The organism is Anaerosinus sp., assembly GCF_965318445.1.
The window spans coordinates 1-13,109 of sequence record NZ_CBDNNH010000002.1; the positions used below are offsets into that span (position 1 = coordinate 1).

The 13,109-nt window shown below is 35.3% G+C and carries 11 protein-coding genes and 2 tRNA genes; 10 read left to right on the forward strand and 3 right to left on the reverse strand.

Features of this window, described 5'->3' with window-relative positions; all coding sequences use genetic code 11:
• Positions 1–48 precede the first annotated feature (48 nt).
• The 5 genes from ACWZFG_RS00315 to ACWZFG_RS00335 all read left to right on the forward strand — a co-directional run bounded on the left by ACWZFG_RS00315 (position 49) and on the right by ACWZFG_RS00335 (position 3,265).
• Positions 49–137 (forward strand) — tRNA-Leu (locus ACWZFG_RS00315).
• Positions 138–185: 48 nt separating this feature from the next.
• Positions 186–271, forward strand: a tRNA-Leu gene (locus ACWZFG_RS00320).
• Positions 272–481: 210 nt separating this feature from the next.
• Positions 482–1,333: a methyl-accepting chemotaxis protein gene (locus tag ACWZFG_RS00325; protein ID WP_147667612.1), complete on the forward strand. Its 852-nt coding sequence runs from the start codon at positions 482–484 to the stop codon at positions 1,331–1,333.
• A gap of 222 nt (positions 1,334–1,555) precedes the next feature.
• A complete protein-coding gene (locus tag ACWZFG_RS00330; RefSeq protein ID WP_147667614.1) occupies positions 1,556–1,795 on the forward strand; it encodes a hypothetical protein in 240 nt (79 codons plus the stop codon).
• Positions 1,796–2,080: 285 nt separating this feature from the next.
• The gene (locus ACWZFG_RS00335) at positions 2,081–3,265 is read left to right on the forward strand and encodes a metallophosphoesterase (protein WP_177504809.1); all 1,185 of its coding nucleotides are present in this window, start codon (positions 2,081–2,083) and stop codon (positions 3,263–3,265) included.
• An 85-nt stretch (positions 3,266–3,350) separates the two neighbouring features.
• Here ACWZFG_RS00335 and ACWZFG_RS00340 read toward each other — a convergent pair whose 3' ends face one another.
• Both ACWZFG_RS00340 and ACWZFG_RS00345 read right to left on the reverse strand, forming a co-directional pair.
• Positions 3,351–3,575 (reverse strand): hypothetical protein, encoded by a 225-nt coding sequence (locus ACWZFG_RS00340; protein ID WP_147667617.1) that lies wholly within the window; start codon positions 3,573–3,575, stop codon positions 3,351–3,353.
• A gap of 293 nt (positions 3,576–3,868) precedes the next feature.
• Positions 3,869–4,627, reverse strand: coding sequence for a sulfite exporter TauE/SafE family protein (locus tag ACWZFG_RS00345; RefSeq protein ID WP_147667618.1), 759 nt, complete (start codon positions 4,625–4,627; stop codon positions 3,869–3,871).
• 415 nt (positions 4,628–5,042) lie between these two features.
• Here ACWZFG_RS00345 and ACWZFG_RS00350 point away from each other — a divergent pair, with 415 nt between their 5' ends.
• The 4 genes from ACWZFG_RS00350 to ACWZFG_RS00365 all read left to right on the forward strand — a co-directional run bounded on the left by ACWZFG_RS00350 (position 5,043) and on the right by ACWZFG_RS00365 (position 9,724).
• Complete coding sequence (locus ACWZFG_RS00350; protein WP_177504810.1) at positions 5,043–5,789, forward strand: HD domain-containing protein; 747 nt, start codon at positions 5,043–5,045, stop codon at positions 5,787–5,789.
• Positions 5,790–6,123: 334 nt separating this feature from the next.
• Positions 6,124–7,806, forward strand: a complete 1,683-nt coding sequence (locus ACWZFG_RS00355; RefSeq protein WP_455576888.1) for a glutamine--tRNA ligase/YqeY domain fusion protein — start codon at positions 6,124–6,126, stop codon at positions 7,804–7,806.
• A gap of 34 nt (positions 7,807–7,840) precedes the next feature.
• Positions 7,841–8,155 (forward strand): hypothetical protein, encoded by a 315-nt coding sequence (locus ACWZFG_RS00360; RefSeq protein ID WP_177504812.1) that lies wholly within the window; start codon positions 7,841–7,843, stop codon positions 8,153–8,155.
• Between the two features lie 282 nt (positions 8,156–8,437).
• The gene (locus ACWZFG_RS00365) at positions 8,438–9,724 is read left to right on the forward strand and encodes an ArsB/NhaD family transporter (protein ID WP_147667622.1); all 1,287 of its coding nucleotides are present in this window, start codon (positions 8,438–8,440) and stop codon (positions 9,722–9,724) included.
• A gap of 98 nt (positions 9,725–9,822) precedes the next feature.
• On the opposite strand, the gene putP is transcribed toward ACWZFG_RS00365, so the two are convergent.
• On the reverse strand, positions 9,823–11,292 hold the full coding sequence (gene putP / locus ACWZFG_RS00370; RefSeq protein WP_455576889.1) for a sodium/proline symporter PutP: 1,470 nt from the start codon (positions 11,290–11,292) through the stop codon (positions 9,823–9,825).
• Positions 11,293–11,682: 390 nt separating this feature from the next.
• Here putP and ACWZFG_RS00375 point away from each other — a divergent pair, with 390 nt between their 5' ends.
• Positions 11,683–12,825: an iron-containing alcohol dehydrogenase gene (locus ACWZFG_RS00375; protein WP_455576890.1), complete on the forward strand. Its 1,143-nt coding sequence runs from the start codon at positions 11,683–11,685 to the stop codon at positions 12,823–12,825.
• Positions 12,826–13,109: the final 284 nt, after the last annotated feature.

The following is a 13,109-nucleotide window of genomic DNA, read 5'->3' on the forward strand; positions in this document are numbered from 1 at the left end:
AAGCTAGTCACGTGAGTTCGATTCTCATCACCCGCTCCAAAATGTTATGCCGGGGTGGCGGAACTGGCAGACGCACGGGACTTAAAATCCCGCGGATAGAAATATCCGTACCGGTTCGATTCCGGTCCTCGGCACCATTTTACGTTAGTAAGATGGTGTTTTTTATTTATAAATAAATACGTAATGCGGTCGTGGTGGAACGGCAGACACGCTAGCTTCAGGCGCTAGTGAGAGCAATCTCGTGGAGGTTCAAATCCTCTCGGCCGCACCAGATAGAGAATAAAACCTACAATGATGTAGGTTTTTTGTTTTTTAGTAATAAAATGTAGACGATATCGATATGAAAAAAGAGGGAATTTTACAATTAACAACGAAATAAAGAATAGTACTTTGATGCCCCAAATATACATACTTAGTTATATTCGTTTGATAAAGAGTTTCCAGTATATAGAGATGAGGAGAATATGGAGGAGGAATTCAAATGGAGGTAGGAGAGAAAAAGCAGTATTCAAATGAGGAGATTTTGGAGGCGTTTAAGATTGTTCTTCCTTATATGAATAAAATTGTTCGTGAAGATATGGCTGTTGGGTTAACAGACTTAAAGGAATACCTTGGTTATCATCGCGCGAAAAATTTCGAACTTGATTTGCCGGCTGGTAAACCGATTGCGGGGATTCCAACAATTGCGAAATGTATTGATTCAGGAAAAGAAACTTTTGAAGATATACCTAAAGAAGTTTATGGTTATCCTATAAAGACAGTTTTTACTCCGATTTATGGAAAAGATAAAAAGGTTATAGGAACTTTAAGTTCAGGGATTGATACGGGAGACAATAACGATTTGATTAGTACTGTTGAAAACCTTGCAACTTCAACGGAGCAGGCTTATATTGCTGTAGAGCAAGTTGCAATGAGTGCAACTGAATTGGCACAAGCTGGGCAAGAGGCAATCAAATTAGCAAATGAGTTAATGGTAAAAAATAATGAAACGACGCAAGTAATTGATTATATTAATACGATTGCGCAACAAACTAATTTATTGGGTTTAAACGCGGCAATTGAGGCTGCTAGAGCAGGAGAACAAGGTAGAGGCTTTGCTGTAGTTGCAGAAGAAGTGCGTAAATTAGCTGAACAATCGCAGGAAGCAACGAAAAGAATTCAAAAAACTTTGCACGAAATGAGCCAGGCTGTATCTTCGATTGCACGTGCAATTGAAGGAACAGGTGCAATTAGTGAGGAACAAGCTGCATCTACAGAAGAAATCACTTCTAGTTTAGAAACGGTCACAAAGGGCGCAAATGATTTAAAAGAATATGTAGAAAGATTTAGATAGAAATATAAGCAATGTGATATTTTGTAATCACATTGCTTTTTCTTTAGGGATAGCAAAGAAAAATTAAAGGATAATTTTAATAGTATATAGTATTTTTTAAAAGAATTTACAAATAAAGAGAAAAGTAGTGTACAAATAAATATTTTTGTTGTATAATATAGGCGTACCTAAAGTAAATGGGCTATATTGGTATCTCATGATTTATATGATGGGGGGAGCAGTATGGCAATAAAAAGCATTGAAATGGACCGCAAGGATAGCGCCAGCTATCGTAATCTTTTGAAGAGTCATGGATTCATTTCCGCAAGTTATTTATCAGTCAGTGGGTTTGATGCAAGTAGGTTAAAAAAGCTTGCTTTGCAAGGTAAACTGGATGCAGTCCGTTGTGCTATCGGGAAATCGATAAGATGGTATTATTGTGAGAAGCAGGCTGAACTGGCTCATTTACGCGGCGAGGTATAAGGTATAATAAATAAAAAATTATAAAAATAAACATATGTTATTTATAGAATCGGCAGTCGTCGATTCTCTTTTTTTACACTTAATATTAAAAATAAATGATTTGTACATAATATAAAGTAAGACTTGATTCAAGTGGAGTTTTCATTCCATTTGAATCTTAGCAGACCTTATCCAGAAAGTTAGTTATTTGTAGGGTATAGCTCCTATTTATAGAAGTTAGGAGTCGTAGAGCGGGATAGTTATCGGATAAACTGATAATAATATGTTGTAAAAATGGAGGCTATTGTGAACGGACCGTCAATTTATTTCATTGGAATTCTAATTGGGATAGCGCTTGGAATTGCGTATTTATTTATTACTTTATTATGTAAAGTTTTCCCCTGTTATCGGAATAAAACATTAAAGTCGTTTTTTTGGTTAATCAATATTATTGCTGTAGGTGGAATAATATTGACAAGAGGAAAGCTGGATGTATTTCCTTTTCAAGGGTTGCTCAGCAAAATAACGATTCTTTGGTTTATGGGGCAATTAATAGGGCTGTTTATGCTACCTTTTTATCATGGGATAAAGCGAGTTTATTTGCGGAATTTGCTTAAAGAGAATGATGCTATAGATTTAAGTAGACGAAAATTTATACAAGGGGCGGCGGTTTCTTTGCCTATTATATCATTTGGGTTAAGTGGATATGGTACTTTCTTGGGCGGAGAAAAAGTAGAGTTTTTAGAATATGACATTTTAATTAAAAATTTAGACGTTCAAAATGATGGATTAAAGATAGGACAGATTAGTGACGCACATATTGGATTATTTTTTTCTGTTGAAAAATTATCACAGATTCTTGAACTGCTATATAAAAAAGGTGCAGATGTAGTTGTTATTACCGGTGACTTGATTGATGATGTAAAAATGATTGACGCCTTGATTGAAGTTTTAAATGGATATATTTCTAAATTTCGTTACGGAATTTATTTTTCGTGGGGAAATCATGAATATTTTCGCGATTTTCCTAAATTAGAAACAGCATTTCAGCATAGTGAAGTTAAAGTATTGAGGAATAAAAACGCACTACTTATTAATAGTGAAAAACCTGTTTATTTATTAGGCATTGATTATCCTTGGAGTGAAACGGCAAATGAACAGATTGTAAAAAGTAAAGAAATGCTAGATTTAGCCTTATTGGGGGTTACGGAAAACTCGACAAAAATATTATTGAGCCATCATCCCGTTGTTATAGACTATGCGTATGAGAAAAATATAGATTTAACGTTAACTGGGCATACCCATGGTGGTCAGGTGGCTATTGGAAGACAACCTCTTTTACCAGTTCGGTATAAGTATATGCGCGGAATGTATCAAAAGGAGCAAATGTATGGGTATGTAAGTACTGGCGCCGGAAGTTGGTTTCCATTTCGCTTAGGTTGTCCAGCTGAAATTAGTTTGTTTACGCTAAAAGTTTTATCTGATAGCTAACGGAGATTGTTAATTACATTGGTACGTTATCTTATAAAAATAAAAACTGCCTAAAGGCAGTTTTTATTTTTATAAGATGGAGATGTTATGGATAGTATGGGACTGGTTTGCAAACATATTTTGGTGAGCAGGTGTAATAGTCGCGCCAATGATGATGAAACGAAACTGGCCGACAACCAAAATTATTGAATAGCGAAGCGGCAGCAAGTGTACCTAAGGTGAGAGGAAAAAAACCGAAAAATTGACGGTCATTCTCTCTTAAATCGTTTTCATTATAGTCAATGAGTTCTGGATTATCTTTAGATGGCATAGTCATCACTCCTTGTAAAGCTATAAAGTAGACTTGATTCAGGGTGAGTTTTTACTTCATCTGAATTTAGTCGTCCTTATCCAGAGACTTAGTCACTCATTCGCGCCCTGTGGTGTAACTCCAGTTTAGAGAATCTGAGAGTCCTAAAGCGAATTAGTCCTTGGATAAATTCTACTTAGTTACTTTATTTTATGCAGTAGATGATGAATATGGAATTCAAAAAAAAAAAGAACTTGTTAAAATTCATATGAAGATAACGAGTTCTTCTGATTTTTGTGATTAAGGGCACTTTTTTATAATGCGGATATAATCAATCTTACCCCTAGAGCAAATACCGCACAAGATAGTAAAATAATAATTACTTTTGATTTTGTTTTGTTTGATAATTTTGCACCGATTTGAGCACCAATCACTGCACCAATGCCGATGCTGAGCGCGGGACCGACTAAAATATGATTTAATATATAATGTGAGATTACGCCAGTAAATGAAGAAACGGCTAAAACGCAGTGTGAGGTAGCTGTTGCGACATGGGTTGGAAAGCCTAAAGCGTAAATCATAAGAGGCACGTGAATAACTCCTCCGCCAATACCTAAAATACTAGATAGAAAACCAACACCTGCACTGATAATGATACCTAGCATACGGTTATAAGTAAAAGTTTCTTTATCGAAATCCGCCGCCGCTTTTTTTGAGGACGATTTTGTATACATGAGTATAGCCATGAATAATAAGAATACCCCAAAGACCATATTAAAGGTAGTACCTGTAAAATAGTCGGCTAAATAACTGCCAAGAAAGGCGCCGGGAAGAGTTGCTAATGCAAAACGAAAGGCTGCATCATAATATACTTTTTTTTGTTTAATGTAGGCGATAGTTCCCGATAGCGCATTGAAAAATACTACTGTAAGGGATGTACCAATTGCTTGTTGGGCAGGAAAGTGCAAAACTAATAAAAAGATTGGAATGAGAATGAGCCCTCCGCCAATACCGACAAGTGTACCAAAGGTTCCTACCCCTAATCCAAGTAGAAAGAACAATAATAATTCCATAACAAGACTCCTTTCGAAGAGAATAAAATTTAATTTTCTAAGTTAGAACTCTTTAAAATAAATTAACTACATTAGCATACTACTAATCATTTGAAAAGGAAAGAAAGAATGTGGAAAAGAGATAAATATTTTAAATGTAGAAATTTAATTTCAAGAGATTCTTTCTATTTATATATTGTTTTACAGATAATCTAGAGGTATACTTCAATAAGAATTATTTATCATTTTGATATTAAGATAGAATCGGCTAAAAATTTTTAGGTTTATCAGATGGTTAAAATGTGATAAAATTTACATTTTCAGCCAGTGAGAGTTAGTCGTGACGAAGATTTTGAATGTGAGTGACTAGGATTTAGATAAAGTCAAAAAGACAACTTAATCAAGGTTTATTTTATGGCAAAAGGCGGGTTGTTTTATGGAAAATTTATTGGTAGAGATGCAGCAGTGGGTTAGGCAGTATATTAAAAGCTTTTATACAGAGGATGTGGACATTCAGGAAAATATTATACGTAAAGAGGAACATACGGATTATGTTGTGAAAATTAGCGGAGAATTGGCGAAATATTTAAATTTAAATGAACATGATATATTATTAGCGAAAATGATTGGTCTTTTTCATGATATTGGACGGTTTCATCAATATACCGTTTATCGAACATTTAATGATAGAATTTCAGTAAATCATGCGTTGTATGGGTTAAGTATCATTGAGGATTTACCATTACTTAAACGATTGGATCAAGAAGATTTGCAGGTGTTTAAATTTGCTATTGCAAACCACAATGCAATCAATATTGATGAAGGTGGCAATGAGAGAGAAGTTTTTTTTGCCAAAATCATTCGTGATGCAGATAAGCTTGATATTTATCGCGTACTGGAACCTTTGATTATGCCTGATGATGGTAGTGAATACAGCCCCATCTTTGTGCGAGGTTTTTTGAAAGGAGAGCAATGTGACTTTGCGCAGATGAAGACTACGGCTGATCGTAAATTAGTACGTTTGCTATGGATGTATAATATAAATTTTTCGTGGACGATGCAAAAGTTAATAGAACGGAAGTATGCAGATGGGATTATCAAAAATCTCCCCAATAATGAAATTACTAAAAAAGGTGAGGCTGTTTTAAGGGACTATATGACGAAAAAAGCAAAAGGGTTTTAGGAATAGAAGGAAATTTACATTTTATCTCGAATATTAACCTTTTATCCGACAGCTAACGGTAGCTAGTAAAATATTATATTTTTGGCTTATGAAGAAAAAACAGCATTGGTTTTTATCTGATAACTAATGCGCTCATCTAACCAAATAAGCGCTTCATAGATTCCCGCTTTTTAATAAATGGGAGTTATACTTGCAGGAAACAGATGAGCGGTTAATTTCATAGGTAAGGTCAACTAAAAATTAGATGGAGTAAAAAATCCGATTGAGTTAAGTTTTACTTTATTGGGTTTGCTGCATTTTATATTTTGGATTTATAAATAAAGGAGCAGTTTTTATGGCAGAAAACTATACGATTGCAACAAATTTTGTGCAAAATATTGTTGAGGAAGACTTAAAAAGTGGTAAATACAGTGAGGGGATTCATACGCGGTTCCCACCGGAACCAAATGGTTATTTGCATATCGGTCATGCAAAATCTATTTGCCTAAATTTTGGTTTAGCAAAATATAATCAAGGACTATGCAATCTTCGCTTTGATGATACGAATCCAACGAAAGAAGATGTAGAATATGTTGATTCTATTCAAGAAGATGTAAAATGGCTTGGCTTTGATTGGGAAGATCGAATGTTTTATGCTTCCAGTTATTTTGAAAGAATTTTTGAATTGACGATTGGTTTGATTAAAGATGGAAAAGCATATGTATGTGATTTGTCACCAGAACAAATGCGTGAATATCGTGGGACTTTAACAGAGCCTGGGAAAGAGAGCCCATATCGCAATCGCAGTGTAGAAGAAAATTTGGATTTATTTATGCGGATGAAAAATGGAGAATTTGCCGATGGAGAAAGGGTACTTAGAGCAAAAATTGATATGAGTTCACCAAATATTAATTTGCGTGATCCAATTATTTATCGAATTTCTCATACGAAACATCATCGTACAGGAGATGCTTGGTGCATTTATCCAATGTATGACTATGCACATCCTATTTCTGATGCATTAGAAGGCATTACGCATTCGATTTGTACTTTAGAATTTGAAGATCATAGACCACTCTACGAATGGACGCTAGAAGCTTTAGGCTTTGATGCAAACACTCGCCCAAAACAAATTGAGTTTGCTCGCTTGAATTTAACAAATACCGTAATGAGCAAACGTAAATTAAGAATGCTTGTCGATGGTGGGTATGTAACGGGTTGGGATGATCCTCGCATGCCGACTATTTCAGGACTGCGCCGCCGTGGATATACACCAGAATCAATTCGCGATTTCTGTGACCGTATTGGTGTTGCAAAAAGTAATAGCCTTGTTGATGTTGCAATGCTTGAGCATTGTATTCGGGAAGATTTAAACAAAACAGCAGAGCGTGTAATGGCAGTAGTACATCCATTAAAATTAGTTATTGAAAATTACCCTGAGGATAAAGTGGAATACATGATGGCTGAGAATAATCCGGAATGCCCTGCGATGGGGAAACGTATGATGCCATTTAGTCGTGAGATTTATATTGAACAAGAAGATTTTATGGAAGAACCGCCAAAGAAATTTTTCCGTTTAAAACCGGGTGGAGAAGTTCGTTTAAAACATGCGTATATTATAAAATGTGAAGAAGTAATCAAAGATGAAGTTGGTAATATTGTTGAACTTCGTTGTAGCTATGACCCTGATACTAAAAGTGGAAGTCAACATAATAGTGGACGCAAAGTAAAAGGGACACTCCATTGGGTATCTGCTCGTCATGCCTTGCAAGCGGAGGCACGTTTATATGATTACTTATTAGTGAGTGATGATGAAGAAAATACATCAGATTTCTTGGCGCAATTAAACGAAAAATCAGTTGAAGTAATAGAAAACTGTATGGTTGAACCAAGTTTAGCTTATACTGCTCCAGGTAATCGTTATCAATTTTTACGCCAAGGCTATTTTTGTGTAGATAAAGACTCTACAAAAGATAAACTTGTATTTAACCGCATTGTTGGGTTACGTGATTCTTGGGCAAAGGCAAAGAAAAGCTAAACCAGATGCCACAGGAAAGAGTGTGATAATATAAATGGCAAAGATACCAAAAAATTTAACTGATAAGGCAATGTTTGAAGATTATAAAGAAGTAGAAACTTTTGAAACGATGTTTTCTACCGAAGAAGAGCCTCAAGCTAAGCCTAAAGTTAAAGGTAAAGGTAAAGACAAAGAGGATTTGTCAACGGCTTTTTTAACGAAAGAGTTGCAAGAGAAGATTGGCAAAGCTTTATTAGAATTAAAATTAGAGTTGTACAAAGAAGGTATCGTAGAATACGATATAAAAGTAGTGCGTGAAGAGAAAAAGATTCTTTTAAATGCAGTACCGCTTAAGAAAAAGAAGAAATAATTATGATGCTGACTATTTTAGCTCTAAATTGCTTAAAATAGTCAGCTTTTTATTTGTTGATTTTTGCTTATTTATTTAGCGGAATAAATGGGAAGATTCATACAAAAATAAAAATTTTACTTCTTTGGTTATAAGATACTTTATTTTATAGAGGGAACCTAAAATCGTCTAAGTCTCCCAATAAGTGTGGCTAAGGTTTAGATGGGGTAACAACTCCACCTGTAATCAAGTCTACTTTATAGATAAGGTGACAATGAAATAATTTATTAGGAAGTGGGTAGTTTGGAAAACAATGCATTATTAGCAGTGGTAATATTTGTTACTGCATATACATTGATTGTATCGGAAAAGGTACATCGTACTGTTGTAGCTTTAACTGGTGCAGTAGCTATGATACTCTTAGGAATTTTAAATCAAGATATGGCAATTCATCATATTGATTTTAACACCATTGGCTTATTGATTGGCATGATGATCATTGTAAATATTACGAGTGAGACTGGTTTATTTAATTATTTAGCTATATGGGCGGCGAAAAAAGTAAAGGGGGAACCTATTCGAATTTTAGTCGTTCTAAGTCTGTTGACTGCGCTCTGTTCTGCGTTTTTAGATAATGTAACGACGGTGCTTTTAACTGTCCCGGTTACGTTTAGTATAACTTCACAATTGAAAGTTTCACCTAAACCATTTTTAATTGCTCAGATTCTTTCTGCAAATATTGGTGGGGCGGCAACCTTAATTGGAGATCCGCCGAATATTATGATTGGTAGTGCGGTAAAGGAATTGGACTTTTTATCGTTTATCGTCAATTTAGGTACTGTATGTACGGTTATTTTAATTGTTACATTGTTTCTTTTAATGATTCTTTATCGGAAAGATTTACATACGACAGATGAGTTAAAAGCAAAGGTTTTACGTTTGAATGAGAAAAGTCAAATTAATAATCCTAAATTATTAAAGAAATGTTTGTTTGTCTTAGCTATTACGATTATGCTGTTTGCTTTGCACAGCCAGTTGCATTTAGAAACGGCAACAGCAGCTTTAACTGGTGCAAGTGTATTAATGGCGATTACGATTTCGCGTGATGAAGGCTTGCTTGCAAAAGTTTTTAGCAAAATAGAATGGTTAGCGATTTTCTTTTTTGCAGGTTTGTTTATTCTTGTTGGGGCTTTGGTTGAAACCGGTGTAATTGCGATGTTGGCGCGTGAAGCAATGCAAGTGACAAATGGTGATGTTAGCGCCACAGCGATGCTAATTTTATGGATGAGTGCAATTGCATCCGCTTTTATTGATAATATTCCATTCGTAGCAACGATGATACCGATGATTAAAGAAATGAGTACAATGGGACTTACGAATCTTGAACCTTTATGGTGGAGTTTATCTTTAGGCGCTTGCTTAGGTGGAAATGGTACTCTAGTTGGTGCAAGTGCGAATGTTGTAGTTGCTAGTATGGCAGCGCAAAAAGGACACCAGCTATCATTTGTAAAGTATTTGTTGATTGGCTTTCCGATGATGATTATTTCCATTATTATTTCGAGTATTTATATCTATTTTTGGCACTTATAAAATAAGGCTTGATTCAAATGGAAGTTTACTTTTATCGGATAAATAAAAAAGCTACGCTAATAAATTAGCGTAGCTTTTAATTTTATAAGTAGTAGTATTTATTTTATGGAGTCGAAAATTCGAAGTGTTTTTTCATTTGGAGCTTTGTCTATAAGTGAAACCGCATAGATTGCAAGCATGGAGAAGAAAAAGCCAGGAACGATTTCATATAGTCCAAACCAACTAAATTGTTTCCAGATTAGAACAGTTAATCCACCGACGATGATACCGGCGAGGGCACCATTACGTGTAATCTTACGCCAAAATAATGATAATAAAATTACTGGACCGAACGCGGCGCCAAAGCCTGCCCAAGCGTAAGCAACCATATCTAAAACAAGATTATCAGGGTTTAAGCCAAGACTGATTGCAATAATTGAAATTGCGATTACAGAGGTACGACTTGTCCATACTAATTCTTTATCTGATGCTTCTTTGTGAATTAATGATTTATAAAAATCTTGTGCAAAAGCGGATGCTGCAACGAGCAATTGTGAAGATGCAGTACTCATAATTGCAGCAAGTACGGCTGAAAGAACAAGACCAGCAACAAATGGTGAGAATAATTGATGTGTCATTACCATAAATACTGTTTCTACATCAGTACCCTCTAAAACAGTTGGTAGAAATACTCTACCAACTAAGCCAACAAGCACGGAAGCTATAAGCGATAGAACGACCCAAGTCATGGCAATTTTTGTTGCCTGTTTGATTTCGTCTGATGAACGAATTGCCATAAAGCGTACGAGAATATGTGGTTGACCGAAATAGCCAAGACCCCAAGCTAATAATGAGATAATTTCAATTACACTAAACATTGAACCGTCTGGCTTAGAAAACGGGTTGAAATATTCGGGGTTAAGTGTGTAAATTGCTTCATAAGTTGGACTAATGCCACCTAACATATATGCGCCAGCTAACGGAACCATAATAATAGCAAAAAACATCATTACGCCTTGAACGAAGTCCGTCCAACATACAGCCATAAAACCACCGACAAACGTATAAAAGACGACTACGAATGCGCCTAATAGCAAAGCGTATTCATAAGGTATACCAAATACGGTGTTAAAGAGTTTACCTCCCGCAACAAATCCGGAAGATGTGTAAATAATAAAGAAGATAAGAATAAAAACTGCGGAAATCACTCTGAGAATACTCGATGTGTCATGAAAACGATTTTGTAAATAGTCTGGCATTGTTAAGGAATCATTCGCAGCTTCGGTGTATTTACGTAACCTTTTTGCAATGAATCTCCAGTTTGCATATGTCCCCAGTGCTAAACCCAAAGCAATCCACCCTGCGCCTAAACCGGCAACGTAGGCATAGCCAGGAAGTCCCATGAGCATCCAACCGCTCATATCGGATGCTTCTGCACTTAAAGAAGTAACCCATGCGCCGAGTTGTCGGCTTCCTAATATGTAATCGGACATTTTCTGTGTACGGCGATAAAAGTATACGCCAATTGACATCATTACAGCCAAATAGAGGATGAATGATAGGATTACATGAATATTTTGATTTTCCATAAAAAGAACGTCCCCCTTAAAAACATTGACATAAAGATTATTGCAAAGAACATGAAGTAGAGTGTTGACCCGATGACTAGGTTTTAGATACAGTCAAAATGCCACCTGAATCAAGTCTGCTTTATTATCTTGTCAATAAAATTTATGAAACATAGTAAATATTATATGTAATTTGATTACATAATGCAATGGGAGAAAACACTTGTCGCGCTTACAAGAATAAAGTAAGTTTTAATTCAAGTTAAATTTTAATTCCAGTATAAAATGAAATGCAGAGATACTTAGTCAGGGAAAAGGGATTTTTTTTACTGGTATGTCATAAAGAATTTTTCTTATGCTATAATGAAAAATAGTAGATAGTTAAATGATGAAAGAGTTTGAGGTGAATTTATGAAACGATTACTTTTTGGTGGCGAATCTTTTGTTACAGGAAAAGACTCATTAGAATATTTGAAAAATATAACAGTGAAAAAGGCTTTTATTGTAGCGGGAAGTAATTCGATGATGAAAAATGGCGTTATCGGAAGGATTGAAGCTCTTTTACAAAAAAATGGAGCAGAAACATTGGTGCATTCGGGAATTAGCAAAAATCCCGATACCTTTTGTGTTTTAGAAGGCGTTGAAAAAATGCGGCAATTTTCACCTGATTTGGTCATTGCGATTGGCGGTGGATCACCGATGGACGCGGCAAAAGTGATGACGGTTTTTTATGAGAATGATGAATTAAACTTTGATAATGTACTAGAAAAAGGGTTACCGGATAAACGCAAAAAAGTAAAATTGATTGCGATTCCGACGACTTCTGGAACAGCAAGTGAAGTAACAAGAGCTGCGGTAGTAACCTTTAAAGAAAAAAATATCAAAATCGGTTTAAAGACAGATGCATTTATTCCTGATCTTGCAATTTTAGATCCAGTACTTACATTATCCATGCCTAAGCACATTGTTGCTGAAACTGGGATGGATGCGATGACCCATGCGGTTGAAGCATATTGTAATGAAAACCTTGATGATTTTACCGAAGTAATGGCACGCGGCGCAGTGGAAGGGCTCTATCGTTATTTGCCGATTTCCTATCAGGAAGGAACCGTAGAAAGCCGGGAAAAGGTACATAATTATCAATCTCTAGCCGGTTTTGCATTTACGAATGTGGGATTAGGGATGGTGCATGGAATTGCGCATGCGATTGGTGGACAATTTAATGAAGGGCATGGATTAATTAATGCTGTTGCGCTGCCTTATGTTCTTGAATATAATCGTCAGCATAGTAAAAAGGTTGCTGACAAATTAAATATATTGGCAAAGACGATTGGCGTAGAGGATTTTGTTATGGCAATTCGTCAATTGAATAAAGTCCTAAATATTCCAAATTCATTTAAGGAAATAGGAATTAAGCAAGAGGACTATTATGATAATTTTACACTATTATTGGGCAATGCACTGCAAGGTTCAACGAAATCTAATCCTGTAAAAATAAGTGAAGCAGATATGAAGGAACTTTTAAAAGAAATTTATGCAGGTATACACTATTGAAAAGTATTTAATAGGATTTCGAAAAAAGTGTAAAGTTCTTATTGACAATAGATGAATTAGTGGATATAATAATCACATCAACAAGATATTTGATGGCAATGAAGCCTTCTTGCAAGTTACAGAGTATGATTTGTGACTGGTGAGAAGGCTTTTTCTTGTTTGTGAGATTTTGTTGATATTAAAAGAGGCGGATAGTTATCAGTATTTTTTACAAAGGAATATGTGTAGACAATGGCGTCTGGTAAATTAAACGAAAAGTTTAATTTACCAGACGTTTATTTATT